This window comes from [Pantoea] beijingensis (assembly GCF_022647505.1).
Classification (GTDB): domain Bacteria; phylum Pseudomonadota; class Gammaproteobacteria; order Enterobacterales; family Enterobacteriaceae; genus Erwinia; species Erwinia beijingensis.
On the sequence record NZ_CP071409.1, the window covers coordinates 1,259,046 to 1,278,344 of the forward strand.

Here is a 19,299-nt window from a genome sequence, read left to right on the forward strand (position 1 = left end):
GTACGCCTTTCTGGCATAAGGTCTTCACGTATCGCAGAGTAATGTATCGGCGCTAGCGTGCATCTTGCCGTTCTGTTTTATTACCATCGTTATTACACAGGATTAATCCAGGCATGAAATTTCTGTCGTTAAAGCCACAGTATCTGTTGTTAATATTGTTGTTCTCCAGCACGGGCGGTTATGCACAATCCGGTGTTATCGTGGATAACACCGGGATTGACAAAATCACTGCGGAATATCAGCAAGTGTTCGCTCAGGGGCATCACAATAAAGCAGGGAAGATCGCTTTTGAAAAAATGATGTCAAAGTGGGAACTGCCGGAAGGTGTCGTTGTACGGGATGCTGATGCGGGTGGTGTTGCAGGAAAATGGATTTCACCAGCAGAGCCCTCTTTCGTTAAGCGGGAAGTTATTCTTTATTTACATGGCGGTGGTTTTTATCGTGGCTCCAGTAAAACGCATCAGGCTCTGGCTGCCACGTTAGCAAGGCAGGCTAACGCAGATGTGTTGCTGATAGATTATCGACTATTACCTCAATATGGCTATCCATCACAAATTGATGATGCACGAGCCAGTTATGAATGGCTGTTAAAGCAAGGTTATAAAGCGTCCAATATTGCATTAGCGGGGGATTCTGTTGGTGGAACCCTGGTGCTAGAGCTGGCGTTACATCTGCGCGATGCAGGGCGTCCTATGCCTTCGGCGCTGGTGGTGATGAGCCCTGTGACCGATCTGACAGCCTCCAGTGAATCAATGAAGACGAATGCCACACGTGACCCGATACTCAATCGTAGCGAGTTACTTCGGGTCGCTCATGCTTATCTGAAAGGGAGCGACCCTCGCGATCCGGCTGCCTCACCGTTGTTTGCCGATTTGCACGGTCTTCCCCCGATGTTACTCCAGGTTGGTGATGGAGAAATTTTGTTGGATGATACGCTGCGTATTGCTCAGGCAGCCACACGAGATGATGTCCAGGTTTCTGTGGAAGTGTGGCCAGGTATGATTCACCAATGGCAACTTTTTCCTGCGGCAATTCCAAACGCCTCCCGCGCATTGACTAACAGCGGGCAATTTATTCGTGACCATGTCGGGAAAGGTCGCTAAAACTGGCTGTTACTGGTGATTAGAGTGTCCCCCGGCTACAGACCTGAATGGCGTCAGGCCGAATGTCGGGGCGACGTTATAAATCAGAAGTTAATATCGCTTTGTTTTTATAAAAAATATCCAGCATTGAAAGTACGGCAGGATCATCATTTCCCTTATGCCACGCGATGCTCAAAGGTAACCCTTTGATACGCTTATCCACCATCAGATTAATGTAAGCCACACCTTCGCTATTCATATTGCGGAAAGAGGCCGGCACGATTGCCAGCCCTAATCCTGCTGCAACAAAACTCAAAATCGTCTGTTTCTCTTCTGCGAATTGTGCTATTCGCGGTGATGATTCCACAGATTTGAAAATGTTAATGATGAGGTCATGGCTATGTGGTCGTGTTCTTCTTTCAGGAAGGATCATATTCTCTTGCTTGAAGTCATTCACGTTAACGCTTTTTCTCCCTGCCAGTGAATGGCTAGTGGGTAGAGCAAGCACGCAACTTTCACGGGTGATAAATCGCATGCAAAGATCGGAGTCTATTATCTTGGGCGGTCTGATAAATATCATATCAAGCCAGCCTGACTTCAGTCTTGGAATAAGATTTACGGTTTTATCCTCGGTTATATGAATATCCTCATGAGGGTGGGTTTGAACAAAAATATTTAAAAGCTGAGGTAATAATCCGCGTGCCGCACTATCGATTGCGCCAATACGCAGCGTCCTGCGTTCTCCTCTTCTCACCGACTTAAAACGGGCAGCTAATTCATCAAACTGTGCTAACAGTTTTACCACATCATCAAATAGCTCCGCACCCTCAATGGTTAATGAAACATTGCGAGTTGAACGGTTAAGTAGACGTATGCCTAAGTCTTCTTCCAGTAGCCGAATAAAGCGACTTAGTGATGCAGGCATCATTTCCATCTTTTGGGCTGCGCGCCCAAAATGGAGTTCATTTCCGACTGCAACAAAGCAACGTAGTTGATTAATATCCACATTTTCTCCGTCACTGCATTATTCAAATAGTTTATATAATTCACCTGTGATGATAAGTCCAGGTAAAGCTGCATACTGACATTGATTACAAAAAAATAACATACCCTACACAAACAGGAGCGCTTTACTATGAACTCTCACCTCGAAAAAAGAGTGATGCGCAAAGTTACTCTGCGTATTGTGCCTTTTATTATTTTGCTCTATTTCATCTCTTTTCTTGACCGGGTAAATATTGGATTTGCCGGGCTCACAATGAATCAGGATTTGGGCTTTTCTCCGAGCGTATTTGGGCTAGGGGCGGGAATATTTTTTCTGGGATATTTTTTATTTGAAGTCCCTTCAAATCTTATTCTGCATAAAGTTGGCGCACGCATCTGGATTGCGCGCGTTATGATTACATGGGGTCTGGTGTCGGGGTGTATGGCACTGGTCCAGGGAACAACTAGCTTTTATACGCTACGTTTTTTACTGGGTGTGGCGGAGGCCGGATTTTTCCCCGGAATTATCCTTTATCTAAGTTACTGGTTTCCGGCAGCTAAACGCGCACAGGTGACCGCGATATTTATGGCGGCGGCGCCGCTTTCAACCGCGTTATGTTCGCCCGTTTCCGCAGCATTGCTGGAAATGCACGGCGTAATGGGCATGGCCGGATGGCAATGGATGTTTGTATTGGAGGCGATACCTGCGGTGCTGCTCGGTATTATCGTTTTGTTTTATTTAACCGATCGTCCAGGGAAAGCGACCTGGCTCACAGCGGAAGAGCGCGATTGGCTGGAAAGCAAAATGGATGCAGAGGAGCGGAGTCGCTCAGCAAAACAGGCCCATACCACTGCATGGCGGGGATTGGCCGATCGACGTGTGTTGGCTCTGGCCTTGGTCTATTTTGGCACTTCGGCAGGACTCTACACGCTTGGCATCTGGTCTCCACAGATTATCCATACATTTGGTGTTTCGTCACTTCGGCTAGGTTTTCTGAATGCATTTCCTGCCGTGGTTGGCATTTTGGGGATGATCCTGTGGGCGCGCCATTCCGATCGTAGCGGAGAACGTAGCTGGCATGTGATTGGTGCTTGTCTGCTTGCGGCAGTCGGTCTTATCTATGCCGGGAACGCCGGTTCATTGCTGGCCGTTATCCTCGCCCTGACGTTGGTCACCATTGGTATCAGTGCATCCAAAGCCCCACTCTGGAGTATGCCAACGCTTTTTCTGTCCGGCCCGGCTGCCGCTGCGGGTATCGCGACCATTAATTCGATCGGTAATCTTGGTGGTTTTATTGGACCGATGATGATTGGTGTGATCCGTCAGCAAACCGGTTCTTACACATGGGGTCTCTACTTTGTTGCCGGGCTACTGGCGATATCTGCGCTCGTCGTCTTATTACTCATGCACGGTAATAAAGAAACCTATTCTGCCGATCTCTCTCACTCTAAAACACATTAATCAAATCTGGAGAATATTATGCGTCATTACTCAATTGCAGCAATTCCTGCAGATGGCATTGGCCCTGAAGTCATTTCGGCAGGTATTACGGTTCTGCATGCGCTGGAGCGGCAGGATGTTGAGTTGAAATTTGAGATCGAAACATTCGACTGGGGATCGGAATACTACAAAAAAAACGGCGTTATGATGCCGGAAAAGGGGCTGCAAACATTGAAAAATTTTGATGCGATCTATTTTGGTGCAGTGGGAGCCCCGGATGTCCCTGACCACATTACTTTGTGGGGATTACGTCTGCCTATTTGTCAGGGGTTCGATCAATATGCCAACGTGCGGCCAACCAAAATTTTGCCCGGTATTACCCCTCCGCTCCGTCATTGTGGACCGGGCGATCTGGATTGGGTCATTGTCCGTGAGAACTCTGAAGGTGAATACTCCGGTAACGGGGGGCGCGCACATCGAGGATTACCAGAGGAAGTGGGCACTGAGGTGGCTATTTTCACTCGCGTGGGTGTGACACGTATCATGCGATATGCATTTCGCATGGCGCAGACTCGCCCGCGTAAGCAACTGACCGTGGTGACCAAATCGAATGCGCAGCGCCACGGTATGGTTATGTGGGATGAAATTGCTGCCGAAGTCGCGCAGGAGTTTCCTGATGTGAAGTGGGACAAAATGCTGGTTGATGCAATGACGCATCGTATGACGCTGCATCCACAAAGCCTTGATACGATTGTTGCGACGAATTTGCATGCCGATATTCTTTCCGATCTGGCCGGTGCGCTGGCGGGCAGCCTTGGCATTGCTCCAACGGCTAATATCGATCCTGAGCGACGTTTTCCCTCAATGTTTGAACCCATTCATGGGTCAGCGTTTGATATTGCAGGTAAAGGTATTGCTAACCCCGTCGCGTCTTTCTGGACGGCGGTACAAATGCTGGAACACCTTGGTGAACGCAATGCCGCGGCATTAGTGATGGCAAGTATTGAACATGTCTGTTCAAAAGGTATTTTGACACCGGATATTGGTGGCACGGCAACAACGGCAGATGTGACCAACGCAGTTGTTGCATTTATCGAGTCGACCATTAAGCGCGCTGAGTTAGCGTAACCTCAGTTAAAACTGTGCGGAAGAGCCGTGCTTTGTGTGTAAGGCGTCGTGGCAGAGGGAGGCAGAAAAAAGCGGCGTGACGGGATATTAGCCACAGAGCGGTAGGGCCAGGCAGGATATCACCTGGCCCGCAAGCTTTTATGCCAGCACTAAACCAGCAACTGAGGCTGACAGCACGCTCACCAGTGTTGAACCGTAGAGCAACTTCATGCCGAAACGAGAAACCACATTTCCTTGTTCTTCATTCAGGCCTTTAATGGCACCCGCAACGATGCCAATCGACGAGAAGTTAGCAAATGATACCAGGAAGATGGAGAGGATGCCTTCACCGCGAGGCGACAGTTGCCCGGCGATTTTTTGCAGATCAATCATGGCAACAAACTCGTTAGAAACCAGTTTGGTCGCCATAATGCTGCCTACCTGCAGCGCTTCGCTGGCCGGTACGCCCATAACCCAGGCAAAAGGGAAGAATACATAGCCGAGAATGCCCTGGAAACTGATCCCAAAAATGGTATCAAACAGTGCATTAATGGCGGAAATGAGAGCGATAAAACCAATCAGCATCGCGGAAACGATAATCGCGACTCTGAAGCCGGCCAGAATATACTCACCCAGCATTTCAAAGAAGCTTTGACCTTTATGCCCACCACCTACCTGCAAATCATCTTCAGTATCGATACGGTAAGGATTGATCAACAGCAGCACAATAAAGGTACTAAACATATTGAGCACTAGCGCCGCAACGACGTATTTGGGCTGGATCATGGTCATGTACGCGCCGACGATAGACATTGATACTGTCGACATTGCGGTAGCCGCCATGGTGTACATGCGGCGTTGCGACATTTTGCCCAAGATATCCTTATAGGCGATAAAGTTTTCTGATTGTCCCAAAATCAGTGAGCTAACCGCATTGAAGGATTCCAGTTTGCCCATGCCGTTGATTTTCGACAGCACGGTACCAATGACGCGGATGATAATCGGTAGAATTCGAAAATGTTGTAAAATACCGATCAGTGCAGAGATGAAGACGATAGGGCACAGGACATTCAGGAAGAAGAATGCCAGTCCTTTATCGCTCATTCCGCCGAATACAAAGTTAGTCCCTTCTGCAGCATATTTCAGCAGTTTTTCAAACAGATCCGAAAAGCCTTTTACGAATCCGAGGCCAGCTTCTGAGTTCAGGAAGAACCAGGCAAGCAGTACCTCAATAACCAGCAACTGAATGACAAAACGGACGCGGATGTTTTTGCGATCGCTACTGACTAATAAAGCCAGTAGCGCCACAACAGCCATCGCCAAAGCAAAATGCAGAATGCGGGACATGATTGCTCCAAATTTGAGGCAGGTTAAATTTCGCCGTGTATTCTATGTAACGGGAGACACAAAAACGAGATCAAACACGCAATATAATAATTACTTATACTCAGTTAGTGAGAAAAGCCAGTCAGATCACATCTGTGGCCCACATTGCCTAAGCCCCTGCGCGGAGCAGAAAAGGGGGATATAACGTAAAATTTCGATTATTGCTCATTTATCTCTCAGTCGTATTGCACTCAGAGGTATAGCAAGTGCTATACTTTATAGCGTTGGCTATCATAGCGATAACCACAACCAAATATCTTCTCGCCCCGGGATCCTTATCCTGATGGGATGGCAAAAGTACTTCAGATAAGGTCACATTATGCTAGATAGTCGCACTGCGGAGCGAGTGGCGCGTGGAGCCCGTAAAGTAAAATTGGCTCTGTTGGGTCCCGCATTTATTGCTGCGATTGGTTATATCGATCCGGGTAACTTCGCAACCAATATTCAGGCCGGGGCTTCCTATGGCTATAAATTGCTCTGGGTTGTGGTTTGGGCAAATATCATGGCGATGCTTATCCAACTGATGTCGGCCAAACTGGGGATTGCGACCGGCAAAAATCTGGCAGAACATATCCGCGATCGTTTTCCTCGTCCGGCCGTTTGGTTTTATTGGGTACAGGCAGAAATCATTGCGATGGCCACTGACCTGGCGGAATTTATCGGTGCGGCGATCGGTTTTAAACTGTTGTTCGGCATTTCTCTGCTACAGGGTGCGGTGTTAACTGGCGTTGCAACCTTCCTGATCCTGATGCTGCAAAATCGTGGTCAGAAGCCACTAGAGCTGGTTATTGCAGGGCTGCTGCTTTTTGTGGCGGCGGCTTATATTGTCGAACTGTTCTTCTCGCAGCCCAATGTTTCCCAACTGGTTCAGGGTATGGCATTGCCGACGCTGCCAACAGCTGATTCTGTGTTCCTCGCGGCGGGTGTTTTAGGTGCGACGATCATGCCGCATGTTATCTATTTACATTCATCGCTGACGCAAAGGAGCGAGGGGGGCACGCGTAGTGAGCGTTATTCCTCTACCAAGTTGGATGTGGCGATCGCCATGACCATTGCAGGTTTCGTGAACCTTGCGATGATGGCAACGGCTGCCGCGGCGTTTCACTTCAGCGGACATACCGGGATCGCCGATTTGGAAGAGGCCTATCTGACGCTGCAGCCTTTGCTGGGCCACGCTGCTGCAACGGTATTTGGCCTGAGTCTGGTCGCGGCAGGGCTGTCGTCAACGGTGGTGGGCACGTTAGCAGGTCAAGTGGTGATGCAGGGGTTTATTCACTTCTATATTCCGTTGTGGGTGCGCCGTGCGGTAACCATGCTACCTTCCTTTATTGTTATCATGGCTGGCTGGGACCCTACCTATATTCTGCTGATGAGCCAGGTGTTGTTGAGTTTTGGTATTGCGCTGGCGCTGGCGCCGCTACTGGCTTTTACCGGCAATCGTGAATTGATGGGGGATATGGTCAACTCACGCCTGATGCAGAACACCGGGCGGCTAATTGTTGTGCTGGTCGTGGGGCTGAATCTTTATTTACTGATCGGAATGGCGTTAGGTGGATAAATGACCGGCCCATAGTAATGGGCCGGCAGATTTATCAATAATAGTGACCAATGCGGTGAAAATGGGTTTACCCGTTATGGTGGTGTCTCTGTTTATATTCCCAGTGACGGCGGTGTCTCTGCTCATATTCCCATTCACGCTCCCGTTCACGGGCTTGCCGTGCACGCTGCCGTTCCCATAGTTGGTGACGACGCCACTCTTCATGGCGCCACCAACGGCCCTGATTCCATTGATAGTTATTATACCACCAGCGATTATCCCGCCAGTACCTGCCGTCCCAGTATTGACCACGGTTATCACGATCGCCCAGATGCAGGCTTACGCCTGGGATAAGAGTAATATTTGCGCTGTTGGCTTGTGCTGTGTGCATCGCCAGGGGGAACAACATTGCCAGCAAAGCGGCAAAAATAATGGCACGTTTCATACTTTCTCCTTATCAACGACTAACTGCATCGCGTAGAAGCAGCATAAAGCGAAGCGCGGGCGCTGGCTTTGGGTGGGGCTCTGAAAGCATCGGAAAAGAAGTATTTAAGAGTTTTCTGCAAGGGGGATAGGCCACATTGGATGTACCCGCTGCACGATGAGCTTTACCTCATTAAGACTGAAGGCCGCAAAATGCCGCTTCAGGGGCGGTTTCTTAGTGCGATGATACGTCAGAAAGCGGCGTGCACCTGCACCATCGCTCCCGACGATCGGAAGCGATGGTGCAGGTTATACCGGCAAATGACGTAAGCCGTTACATCAGTATTGCGTCAATGCGATCCAGTTCTTGCTGCGTGAAGCGACGGTGAGAAAGCATCGCTACGGCGTCATCAATCTGGCTGGTTTTGCTGGCACCGATTAACACTGAAGTGACGCTATTATTGCGCAGTACCCATGCCAGTGCCATTTGTGCCAGTTTTTGTCCACGCTCAGTAGCGATGACGTTCAACTGGCGTACCTTCTCCATTTTTTCAACGGTCAGTTGATCTGAACGAAGAAAACGACTGCCGCTTGCGATGCGAGAGTCTTCAGGAATACCCTGTAAATAGCGGTCTGTCAGTATTCCACCGGCCAGCGGCGAGAAAGCAATACTGCCCACGCCGTTCGCCTGCAGCACATCCAGTAATCCCGTTTCGGGCTGACGTTCAAACAGTGAATATTTGGGCTGGTGAATTAAGCACGGTGTTCCTAATTCTTGCAGTAGCGTAATCGCCTTTTCTGCAAGTTCAGCCGGGTAATTGGAAAGCGCGACGTATAGTGCTTTCCCCTGTCGGACAAGATGATTGAGGGCGGTCATGGTTTCTTCCAGCGGCGTATCTGGATCGGGGCGGTGATGATAAAAAATATCAACATATTCCAGACCCATACGTTTCAGGCTTTGATCGAGGCTGGAAATCAAATATTTGCGTGACCCCCAATCCCCATAGGGACCTTCCCACATGGGATATCCCGCCTTAGTGGAGATGATCAGTTCATCGCGCCACGGCCGTAAGTCCTCCCGCAGGATGCGCCCAAAATTTTCTTCTGCCGAACCCGGTGGTGGGCCATAGTTGTTGGCTAAATCAAAGTGAGTTATGCCGCGATCGAAAGCGTGCCGCAGCAGATCGCGGCTATTATTTATTAGCGTGGTATCGCCAAAGTTGTGCCACAGGCCTAAGGAAACCGCAGGAAGTTTCAGGCCGCTTCGCCCACAGCGTGAATACTCCATCTCTTTGTAACGCTCGGGATGAGGAAGATAGTGCATTTTTTTTCCTGTTCTTAGAGTAAGAAATGTCGTACAGCCTATTAGTGTATGCGTTTACATCGGGCCAATTCGCGCCAGCGATCGCACTTGTGGAAAATTCTGTAAGCGTAGGCATGCGTGCCAGCATTCATTTAGTGTGACGCAGCGTTATAATATACGGCGCTCCTGAGCGGGTGCCGGATTGCCTGTTACTACGCTGGCGTGTTATACCGGCTTGCGGTAGGCGGCACGGCACACGCGCAGAATGATTTCAGAAAGATGCCTGTGTGCAGTGCGCACGGACAACGTTATGGTATGCACTTTCATTTTTGTATTGGCGCTCACTTTATCTATGGTGGGCGTTGTTATTTTTATCATGGGGAAGTTACATAATCCGACGGCATAGGGCCTTTGTTCTGGCAAACTGCACCGGTTGTCCTCACTATAATGAATTATTGGTAGGAAGCGGCAGCGGTTGCTGCAAATACAGTGGCCTCGGGTATAGTGTTTCTCATTGACGTAAGCGGAGCAGCAGCAGAATGACTAAATATGCTTTAGTGGGTGATGTTGGCGGAACCAACGCGCGCCTCGCGCTATGTGATGTGGAGAGTGGGCATCTTTCGCAGGCCAAAACCTTCTCAACTTCGGAATATAAAAGTCTGGAGGCGGTCATCCGTGTCTATCTTGATGAGCAGAAACAGGACATCAAAGATGGCTGTATCGCGATTGCCTGCCCAATCACCGATGACTGGGTGGAAATGACCAATCATGATTGGGCGTTTTCCGCGAAAGAGATGAAGATGAATTTGGGTTTTGAGCACCTGGAAATCATCAACGATTTTACTGCGGTTTCAATGGCGATCCCAATGTTGTCTGAGGAGCACGTTATCCAGTTTGGTGGTAATGCCGCGATTGCAGATCGACCTATCGCTGTTTATGGGGCAGGCACCGGGTTGGGCGTTGCTCATTTGGTTCATGTCGATAAGCGCTGGGTGAGTTTGCCTGGAGAGGGGGGACACGTCGATTTTGCACCCAATAGCGAAGAAGAGGCGCTCATCCTTGAAGTGCTGCGTGCGGAGATGGGACACGTTTCGGCTGAGCGGGTGCTCTCTGGCACGGGGCTGGTAAACCTTTATCGGGCTATTGTTAAATCTGATGACCGTGAGCCAGAAAATCTGAAGCCGAAAGATGTCACCGCTCGTGCACTGGAAGATAGTTGCATCGACTGTCGTCGCGCTCTTTCGCTATTTTGCGTGATTATGGGGCGTTTTGGCGGCAACCTGGCGCTGAATCTCGGCACTTTTGGTGGTGTCTATATTGCGGGCGGCATTGTACCGCGTTTCCTTGAGTTTTTTAAAGCCTCTGGCTTTCGCGCCGCGTTTGAAGATAAAGGGCGTTTCCGGGATTATTTGGTGAATATCCCGGTTTATATGATCACCCACGATCAGCCGGGTCTGCTTGGTGCCGGTGCGCATCTGCGTCAAACATTGGGACGCATTCTTTAATCTTTTCCCGCCCCTGTAGCCGCGTTGCAATGCGCGCAGGGGCGGAAAGTCGCATTATAACCGCATTAACTGCCGAAACGCCTTCACTTTGCTTCGGCTTACCGGTACCTGAAAATCTAAATCCTTCAACTTCAGAATATAGGTGTTATTGAACCAGGGTTCGATCTCGCGGATTTTACTCAGGTTAACGCACCAGGAACGGTGGCAGCGGAAAAAATAGGCTTCCGGCAGTCGACTGCAAAACTCGGTGATATTCATTGACATCACGTATTCTTCCCGCCGCGTATAAACAAAAGTCATTTTCTCATGTGCTTCAGCGTAATAAATATCATTGATATCCGTCACGATAATACGTTCATCCTTTACCAGATTAATGGTGAGCGGGGCGGCGAGTTGAGTATTATCCGGCGTGCTGGCCTGCTGATTTTGCTGATAGGTCGCCTCCAGTTTGCGTAACATGGTAACCATACGCGATTCATGATAAGGCTTAAGAATATAATCAAATGCTTCAAGTTCGAAGGCTTCAACCGCATGTTCTTTGTAGGCGGTAATAAATACAATCAATGGCTTATTTGCGAATTTACTGATGTTCTGTGCCAGCAGCACGCCATCCAGCGAAGGAATGTTGATATCGAGGAAAATGACGTCAACCTGGTTGTTTTGCAGATACTTTAAGACATCAAGGCCATCATCAAAACTGGCCTCAATGGTGATTTTACTGTGTTGCTGAATCAGCCAGCTAAGTTCTTGCTGAGCTAAAAACTCATCTTCAACAATAATGGCTTTCACGGTGATATCCTGGCTAAATGGTGTATTACGTTGACAATAAGAATCGATTTTCTGAAAGCGAATGCCCATCTTTACTCACGTAGAAAGCAATTTCAGTGCCGGGATTCAACCGATAAATTTGCAACCCTTCTCCGTATAACAATTTCACCCGATGGTGGACGTTTAACAGGCCAATTTTATTACCCGGCATTTCATTGCTGGCTACGCGCGCCATGACATCCTCACTGATACCATTGCCGGTATCACGCACGGAGATGCGTACGCGATTGCCCTGGTCTTGCACCGTTAGCGTTACAACGCCTTTGCCCCGGCAGGGCTGAATACCATGGACGATGGCGTTCTCGACTAATGGCTGGATCAGCAGGCTGGGAATGGTGCAGGTCACATCCTCATCGATATCATAAATCACCGTCAGTTTGTCGCCAAAACGGGCCTGTTCAATCGCGATATAATCTTTAATCTGGTACAACTCTTTTTTGATGTCGATGGGTTCGTCATCATTAAGCTCAAGGTTGTAACGCAGATAGCGCGATAGATTAATCACCAGTTGACGCGCGGTATCGGGATTGAGCCGTATTGAGGACGAGATGGCGTTAAGTGCATTAAACAGGAAATGCGGATTGATCTTACTTTGCAGGGCGCGCAGTTCTGCTTTGTTCGCCATTTGGCGCAATTGCTCTGCACGCGAGACTTCAAGCTGTGTTGAAATAATCTGTGATAATCCTATCGCCATCTCTTTCAGTGACCAGGTAATGCGGTGCGCATGGCAATAGTAAATTTTTAGTGTGCCGGTTACTTCGCCTTTTTCCCACAGAGGAATGACAATCATTGAGTGAATATCTGGGGTACGATGCGCTTCATCGTTGTTTTTGATGATGATCTTTCCGTTAGCGATAGCCTGAGATGTCGTGGGGCTAATACCATCGTCACCGTTGTGATAATTTTCTTCGCCGAAACCCACGTAGGCCAGAATCTGATTCTTATTGGTAATGGCAACGGCGTCGGCGCGAATATCGGTACGAATAATATCGCACACCTGGCGCAACGAATGGCTATTGATCTGACGAAACAGTGGCAGCGTTTTGTTGGCAATGTCCAGCGCCAGCTTTGCCTGCTGTGCAGCGATGGCTTCCTTTTCCCCTTCCACGCTTTGCACCAGCAATACAATAAGCCCGATACACACTGAGCCAAGAATCATTGGGATAGCGATTTCAGATACGATCGCCAGCCCGAGTGACGTCGGGTTAGCCCATATTACAATCAGCAGCATTGTCAGCGATTCGCACAGCATGCCGCCAAGGATCCCGATGCTCCACTGCTTTTCCTTCACCACCTTCAAATTGATCCCGCTGGCAATAAAACCGGCGACAATACTGGTAATTAAGCAGGGAACTGAAGTGACGCCGTGGATATCAATTAAAAAACGGTGTACTCCGGCAATGATACCTGTGGCAATACCGACCCAGGGACCAAACAAAATCCCACCGGCCATCACGGCGATCACCCGCACATTGACCAGAGAGCCATCAACGTTAATACCACTCCAGGTACCGAATAAGGCAAAAAGGGAAAAAATAGCCGTTACGGCGACTAATTCCTGCGGAGAATGTTTATCTTTTTGTAGTAGCTGGCGAAAATGGTGGGTTCGCGTCAAAAAAAACAGGCAGATAAGCATCAATGCTGCGCGATCAAACACGGCGAGCAGCATATTGAAAATGGTTTGCACAAGCGCCCCGAAAACGGTGAGTCGAATACGCATAATAAGGAAACCCCGCGCATTGTGCCAGTTGCGCAAATGCGGTGATTTGCGCTTGTCCTCACGCTTGTCTCTTCGCCATACTGGATGAGGAATGATAAATGGCGCATCGTCGGCGCTTATTCAATGAGGATGATATGCAACTGTTAACGGAACGGCTGATATTAACCAAATTAGTTGTTGAGGACTGGGCGATATTTCGGGATGTGCATTGTGATGACATTTCGATGCGCTATATCAGTGCTGTTCTCCAGATAGATGAAATTAAACAGCGGTTTAGCGATCGTCTTGCGCCCTGGCAGGTAACCAGCTATCACATGCTGTGCTTAGTCATTCGGCTAAAAGAGAGTGGTACACCGATTGGGTTGATGGGGGCGAACGCTGAGTGGGAACCTTATCGTCAGGCGGAAGTGGGTTACTCGCTGCTAAGCCACTATTGCGGAAATGGTTATGGCAGTGAAGCACTGGCGGCAATATGCCATTTTTTATTCCAGTGCGATTTTCACAAGCTGAAAGCCTCGGTGGTGGAGGGGAATTGGGCTTCCCGAAAGACACTGGAGAAAAATGGTTTCATACTGGAAGGTACGCTGCGGGATAATTATCGCTTACGGGATCAGTGGGTGAATGATTGGGTATTCGGCAAGCTGGCGCATCAGAATAACTGAAAATATCGGCTTCCCCTCTCGACAATAAGAGCAGAATCAAGATATGTTCATTTCTCGACCACTGCAGTGGTCAGCGTCGCTCGGACGGTCCGGGCGCTAACGTTAATCGAGGATCCTATGGCTGATAACAGCTCTGCTCGCCGTTTTTCGCGTATTGAACGCCTTCCACCCTATGTCTTCAATATCACCGCTGAACTAAAAATGGCTGCCCGCCGACGCGGCGAAGACATTATCGATTTCAGTATGGGAAATCCGGATGGGCCTACACCGCCGCATATCGTGGAAAAGCTCTGTACGGTTGCCCGGCGTGAAGATACTCATGGTTACTCGACTTCACGAGGTATTCCGCGCTTGCGCCGCGCGATCTCCCGTTGGTATGCCGACCGCTATCAGATAGATATCGATCCGGAAACCGAGGCGATTGTCACCATTGGTTCAAAAGAGGGACTGGCGCATCTGATGCTGGCCACCCTCGATCACGGTGACACTGTGCTGGTACCGAATCCCAGCTATCCTATCCATATATATGGCGCGGTGATCGCAGGTGCGCAGGTGCGCTCGGTACCGCTAGTGGCCGGCGTCGATTTCTTCAACGAACTGGAACGTGCGATTCGCGAAAGCTATCCCAAGCCGAAAATGATGATCCTCGGTTTTCCGTCAAACCCAACTGCGCAGTGTGTTGAACTGGACTTTTTTGAGCGTGTTATTGCGCTGGCCAGGCAATACAACGTGCTGGTGATCCACGATTTGGCCTATGCGGATATCGTCTACGATGGCTGGAAAGCGCCTTCGATTATGCAAGTACCCGGCGCGCGCGATGTAGCGGTAGAGTTCTTCACGCTGTCAAAAAGCTATAATATGGCGGGCTGGCGTATAGGTTTCATGGTGGGGAACAAAGAACTGGTCAGTGCGCTGGCGCGTATTAAAAGCTATCACGATTACGGTACTTTCACGCCGCTGCAGGTGGCGGCGATTGCGGCGTTAGAAGGGGACCAGCAGTGTGTGAGGGATATTGCGGAACAATATAAGCGTCGGCGTGACGTTTTGGTGAAAGGCTTGCATGAGGCGGGTTGGATGGTTGAGATTCCCAAAGCCTCAATGTACGTCTGGGCCAAAATTCCTGACCATTATGCGCATATGGGATCGCTGAATTTTGCCAAACATATGCTACAGGAAGCAAAAGTGTGTGTATCGCCCGGCATTGGTTTTGGTGATTATGGTGATACGCACGTACGCTTCGCGCTGATTGAAAATAGCGATCGTATCCGTCAGGCGGTAAGAGGGATTAAAGCGATGTTTCGTGCCGATGGGATTTTATCGGGACCGATAAAAACGGCGGAATCGGAAGAGTAGCGTCAATTGGGCGACAGTGCTGTGTCGCCCTCATTAAGCAGGATTAAAGCATCAGTACAAAAGTGCCAACCCAAATCAACAGGAAAAAAGAGATCCCCATTAAAGCGTATTTCACTCAACAACTCCTCTGAGTGGTTATGGTTGCAGCGCCCCCTGGCCAGCAGCGCCAACACAATAGAGCAGAAGAGATTGCAGCATCGCATCTCTTTTGCTCCAGCCGCCCTGAAAATGAAGGGCCGCAGCGGGGGCTAATGTACGCGTATTTGCTGGCAAAATAAATATACCCCTCATATTCGCACTGCGGGGACGATGGTTTTCCTTCCCCATCCCAGCCAATTACTGAAATAAGCTCCCGGGGACGAAAAGTGTCACCGCCCTCGGGAATTCACATCAATTTGCGGCACCACCGACATACCTACGCGTAAACGGGACAGATCGGGTTGGTTAGCATCCAGCACAATTTTCACCGGCAAACGTTGTACGACTTTAGTGAAATTACCCGTGGCATTATCCGGTGCAATTGCCGAAAACGTTGTCCCGGTAGCGGGCGCTACGCTATCTACATATCCGGAAAAGTGTACATCTGGTAAGGCATCCACGCTGATGCTCACCCGCTGGCCGGTATGAACATCAGCCAACTGCGTTTCCAGAAAATTCGCCATAATATACGCCTGAGTGAGCGGGACAACGGCCAGTAGACGCGTTCCGGCAGAAACAAAGGCGCCCTGACGTATCGCACGTTGCCCAACCACGCCATCAATCGGGGCCACGATTCGCGTATAAGAAAGATTGAGCTGTGCCTGGTCAACACCAGCCTGCGCCGCGGCAATATCCGCGTGGGCTTGTTTCAGACTGGCTTGCAGAATGCCCGTCTGCTTACGCGCGGCGAGTTCAGCTGCTTGGTTTTGCTGCACCTGAGCGGCGGCCTCACGCATGGTGGCGCTAACGCGTTGTTGTTCATCCGGCGTGGCGGTACCACTTTTTAATAACCGACGATAGCGGTCGGCATTTTGTGTCGCGTAACTCAGCGTAGCCTGGCTGGATGTCACCGCAGCTTGATTCTGGGCGATAACGGCCTGTTGTTGCTCAATCTGGGCTTGAATGCTGCTGAGGCGCGCCTGGCTAATTTGTAAATTGGCCGCAGCAGTTTCTAACGCCACGCGGTAATCGCGATCGTCGAGTGTGGCCAGCAATTCATTTGCTTTCACCCGCTGGTTATCGGTAACCAGTACCTTCGCGACGTAACCCGAAATTTTGGGTGCCACCAGCGTGTAATCAGCAGCAACATAAGCATCATTAGTGCGATAGCGATGGCTGTTTATTGTAGACCAGATAATGAAGGCGATGCCTGCCAGAATAACCAGCAGGACTGATAGCATCAGAGTTCTTTTTGCAGGTGTAAAACGCATAATCATGTTCTCGATGGAGGCGTTACGGGTTGTATCAGAGTTTGTGGTGGCCAGACGCGGACGGGAAGCCATGCGGTTAACAGAATCAGGGCTCCCGCCATGCCAATGAGGAGCAGATAGCTATCACTAATACTTAGGACCAGTGCCTGATGTCTGACCTGTGTGGCAAAATGGATAATGTTCTCCGTTGAGCTAATACTGCCATCAGCGAGTAACGGTGCGTTGCTATTGGCATCTGCGGTGCTGTTGGCACTCATCAATCCGATTCGATTTCCTGTCTGATCGAGCAGCATCGCTGAGTGAAATTTTTCGCGATGGTCAATGAACCATCCGACCATAGCGCTCGCCACAATGCTGGAAAAACCGCGGACAGAATTAAACATCGCCGAAGCGAATGGCCCTTCGGGGGGCTGAACGGTACTGGTGGCGCTCATTAACACCGGCATTATCATCATCGGCTGGGCAAAGGCCTGCAGTGCCTGAATCATCCAGAAATTTCCCCGTGCCCATTCCGTGGTTAACTGTGAACCCGCCAGGCAAGAGATGGCCAGCAGTAGTGCGCCGCAGCATAGCATCCAGCGAGCGTCAATCCAGCGAAGATTGAGTAGCGTAGCCATAAATGGCGCGATTAATAATTGTGGTAAGCCAATGGCCAACGCCAACGGAGCAAACTGCAGTGGACGGAAGCCATCGACCTGCGCGAAATAAGCAGAAGGAAGCGCCGAACCTGAAAGTGCCAGCAGTAAAATTATCGATAGCGCCGCTAAGCCATGGGTAAAGTTTTTGCGTGACAGCATCTGAAGCTTAAACAGCGGCAGTGGATGGAACCATTCGTTAATAAAAAAGACGATGAATAGCGCGCCTCCAGCCAGCAACATGGCGGTAATGAGCGGTGAGTTTAGCCAGTCAAGACGCTCGCCCTGAGTCAGACTCAGGACCAGTAACACCATGCCGCTACAGCCCGTCAGCATGCCAAAGAGGTCTATTTGCTTAAAACGTTCAAAGCGCGTTGGGTCCTGTGGCAGCCCCCAGCCAATTAATACGCAGGCAATCAACATTGGCGGTACCACTTGCCAGAAGACGAATGGCCAGCCCACTGCGTCAGTCCAGAGCGAAGCCAGTGAGGCTGCGATATTTGGGCCAAAAGTGGCCGTTAGTGCATAAGCGCTTAGCCCATAGAGCTTGATGCCTGGAGGTAAAAAGCGTAATGCAACCGTCATTAGCATTGGTGGCAATGCTCCCCCAAAAATCCCCTGTACTACACGCAGGGCGATAAATAATTCCGGAGTGGTAACCAGCGGCAGGAGGAGGCCGAGTAAAGCAAAGGCTAACGCGACGCTAATTGCAAAGCGGCGCAAAGAAAAGGTTACGGCAAACCAAGGCGCGATCATCATCGCTGCCACCTGTGTTGCCTGGTAGCCTGAAGTAATCCAACTACCTTCGTCATAACCGATCCCGAGGGCTGCTCGCACATCGGCAAGCGCAATATCACTGACGCGATCGTTGAGTCCGGAGGTCAGAGCAGCAATTAGTACGCCAATTAATCCCATCGCCAGGCGGAAGGTAAAGGGATGTGCAGCCGGAGGTACCGGTGACTGACCGTTCATGGCAGCATTCTCGTCGATAATCGTTTCATTTGGTGCAGTGTATTGCAATACGGTACAGTGAGATTAATACTACATGGTGATTGACTGTATTGCAATGTGGTACAAGCTGTGAAACGGTGACAAAAAGGACTATTATCTTCAGGATTTACATGGAAAGAGAATAGCATGTCTAAAAATCTTCCAAGCCGCGCCGATGAAAAGGCGGGGGGCATCCAGGTGATTGCCCGTGCGGCAAAAATATTGAACGCGCTGGGGGAGAAGCCTTATGGCATGAGCCTGGGGGAAATTGCTCAGGCGGTAGACCTACCACGCTCAACCGTGCAGCGGATTGTGGCGGCTCTGGACTCAGTGCAAATGATCCGTACTCACGGCGCAGGTGGCGTGCGTCTTGGTCCGGCGCTGTTACGCCTTACTTCCAGCGTCCATGCCGATGTTGTGGAGATCGCCAGGCCCTGGCTGCATGCGTTAAGCGCAGCAACGAATGAAACGGTCTCGTTGTCACGCGCCAGCGGGAAACAGTTGGCTATCGTTTATTATGTCGTGGCGGATCGTGAATTACGTGTTGTGCCGCGCATTGGCCTGAATTTACCCCTCTACAGTACATCCGGTGGACGTGCGTTACTGGCGCTCGAAAATGATGATGACATCCGCATCTTGTTAGGCGACGCCTACGCTACAATCACCGAATACACCATCAAGACACTCCCGGAATTGATGGCGCGCCTGAATGAGGTCCGCAAAAGCGGCGTTTCCTATGACCACAGTGAAACGCTGGATGGCGTATCAACGATGGCGGTGGCAATGGATACGGTGCTGGGGCGTTTTTCCATTTCATTGTTGATGCCTAACTCTCGCTTTCAAAAGCATGAGGCACGCTACCGTGATGAAATTTTAAAATGTAAAGAGATCATGCTGCACGAACTGGGCAGACGTGCTGTGCGTGATTAAGGAA

General features: G+C 49.9%; 17 protein-coding genes. 8 read left to right on the forward strand and 9 right to left on the reverse strand.

All coding sequences use genetic code 11. The features are described 5' to 3' along the window. Positions 1-113: 113 nt before the first annotated feature. Positions 114-1,103 (forward strand): alpha/beta hydrolase, encoded by a 990-nt coding sequence (locus J1C60_RS05685; protein WP_128178675.1) that lies wholly within the window; start codon positions 114-116, stop codon positions 1,101-1,103. Between the two features lie 76 nt (positions 1,104-1,179). On the opposite strand, the gene J1C60_RS05690 is transcribed toward J1C60_RS05685, so the two are convergent. Continuing rightward, entirely contained in the window at positions 1,180-2,088 is a 909-nt protein-coding gene (locus J1C60_RS05690; protein WP_128178676.1) for a LysR family transcriptional regulator, read from the reverse strand. 129 nt (positions 2,089-2,217) lie between these two features. On the opposite strand from J1C60_RS05690, the gene J1C60_RS05695 reads away from it, so the two are divergent. Both J1C60_RS05695 and J1C60_RS05700 read left to right on the forward strand, forming a co-directional pair. Next, positions 2,218-3,528, forward strand: a complete 1,311-nt coding sequence (locus J1C60_RS05695) for an MFS transporter (RefSeq protein WP_128178677.1) — start codon at positions 2,218-2,220, stop codon at positions 3,526-3,528. A gap of 18 nt (positions 3,529-3,546) precedes the next feature. Continuing rightward, positions 3,547-4,635: a tartrate dehydrogenase gene (locus tag J1C60_RS05700; protein ID WP_128178678.1), complete on the forward strand. Its 1,089-nt coding sequence runs from the start codon at positions 3,547-3,549 to the stop codon at positions 4,633-4,635. A 138-nt stretch (positions 4,636-4,773) separates the two neighbouring features. Here the strand turns inward: J1C60_RS05700 and J1C60_RS05705 are convergent, their stop codons facing one another. Beyond that, positions 4,774-5,961, reverse strand: coding sequence for a NupC/NupG family nucleoside CNT transporter (locus J1C60_RS05705; RefSeq protein ID WP_128178679.1), 1,188 nt, complete (start codon positions 5,959-5,961; stop codon positions 4,774-4,776). A gap of 358 nt (positions 5,962-6,319) precedes the next feature. On the opposite strand from J1C60_RS05705, the gene J1C60_RS05710 reads away from it, so the two are divergent. Beyond that, positions 6,320-7,558, forward strand: coding sequence for an Nramp family divalent metal transporter (locus tag J1C60_RS05710; protein WP_128178680.1), 1,239 nt, complete (start codon positions 6,320-6,322; stop codon positions 7,556-7,558). Between the two features lie 67 nt (positions 7,559-7,625). Here J1C60_RS05710 and J1C60_RS05715 read toward each other — a convergent pair whose 3' ends face one another. Both J1C60_RS05715 and mgrA read right to left on the reverse strand, forming a co-directional pair. Then, the gene (locus tag J1C60_RS05715; protein WP_128178681.1) at positions 7,626-7,982 is read right to left on the reverse strand and encodes a DUF2502 domain-containing protein; all 357 of its coding nucleotides are present in this window, start codon (positions 7,980-7,982) and stop codon (positions 7,626-7,628) included. 312 nt (positions 7,983-8,294) lie between these two features. Next, positions 8,295-9,284 (reverse strand): L-glyceraldehyde 3-phosphate reductase, encoded by a 990-nt coding sequence (mgrA, locus tag J1C60_RS05720; protein ID WP_128178682.1) that lies wholly within the window; start codon positions 9,282-9,284, stop codon positions 8,295-8,297. A 518-nt stretch (positions 9,285-9,802) separates the two neighbouring features. Here mgrA and glk point away from each other — a divergent pair. Continuing rightward, a complete protein-coding gene (gene glk / locus J1C60_RS05725; RefSeq protein ID WP_128178683.1) occupies positions 9,803-10,768 on the forward strand; it encodes a glucokinase in 966 nt (321 codons plus the stop codon). A 54-nt stretch (positions 10,769-10,822) separates the two neighbouring features. On the opposite strand, the gene J1C60_RS05730 is transcribed toward glk, so the two are convergent. Beyond that, positions 10,823-11,557: a LytR/AlgR family response regulator transcription factor gene (locus J1C60_RS05730; RefSeq protein WP_128178780.1), complete on the reverse strand. Its 735-nt coding sequence runs from the start codon at positions 11,555-11,557 to the stop codon at positions 10,823-10,825. 25 nt (positions 11,558-11,582) lie between these two features. Next, complete coding sequence (locus J1C60_RS05735) at positions 11,583-13,265, reverse strand: sensor histidine kinase (protein ID WP_128178781.1); 1,683 nt, start codon at positions 13,263-13,265, stop codon at positions 11,583-11,585. A gap of 185 nt (positions 13,266-13,450) precedes the next feature. Between J1C60_RS05735 and J1C60_RS05740 the strand changes: the two genes are divergently transcribed. Then, a complete protein-coding gene (locus J1C60_RS05740) occupies positions 13,451-13,978 on the forward strand; it encodes a GNAT family N-acetyltransferase (protein WP_128178782.1) in 528 nt (175 codons plus the stop codon). A 117-nt stretch (positions 13,979-14,095) separates the two neighbouring features. Then, positions 14,096-15,331: an alanine transaminase gene (gene alaC, locus J1C60_RS05745; RefSeq protein ID WP_128178684.1), complete on the forward strand. Its 1,236-nt coding sequence runs from the start codon at positions 14,096-14,098 to the stop codon at positions 15,329-15,331. A gap of 43 nt (positions 15,332-15,374) precedes the next feature. On the opposite strand, the gene ypdK is transcribed toward alaC, so the two are convergent. The 3 genes from ypdK to J1C60_RS05760 all read right to left on the reverse strand — a co-directional run bounded on the left by ypdK (position 15,375) and on the right by J1C60_RS05760 (position 18,347). Beyond that, the gene (ypdK, locus tag J1C60_RS05750; RefSeq protein ID WP_128178783.1) at positions 15,375-15,446 is read right to left on the reverse strand and encodes a membrane protein YpdK; all 72 of its coding nucleotides are present in this window, start codon (positions 15,444-15,446) and stop codon (positions 15,375-15,377) included. A gap of 253 nt (positions 15,447-15,699) precedes the next feature. After that, complete coding sequence (locus J1C60_RS05755; RefSeq protein WP_128178685.1) at positions 15,700-16,740, reverse strand: HlyD family secretion protein; 1,041 nt, start codon at positions 16,738-16,740, stop codon at positions 15,700-15,702. Between the two features lie 2 nt (positions 16,741-16,742). After that, on the reverse strand, positions 16,743-18,347 hold the full coding sequence (locus tag J1C60_RS05760; RefSeq protein WP_128178686.1) for an MFS transporter: 1,605 nt from the start codon (positions 18,345-18,347) through the stop codon (positions 16,743-16,745). Between the two features lie 165 nt (positions 18,348-18,512). Here J1C60_RS05760 and J1C60_RS05765 point away from each other — a divergent pair, with 165 nt between their 5' ends. Then, positions 18,513-19,295, forward strand: a complete 783-nt coding sequence (locus J1C60_RS05765) for an IclR family transcriptional regulator (RefSeq protein ID WP_128178687.1) — start codon at positions 18,513-18,515, stop codon at positions 19,293-19,295. The last annotated feature ends 4 nt before the right edge of the window (positions 19,296-19,299 follow it).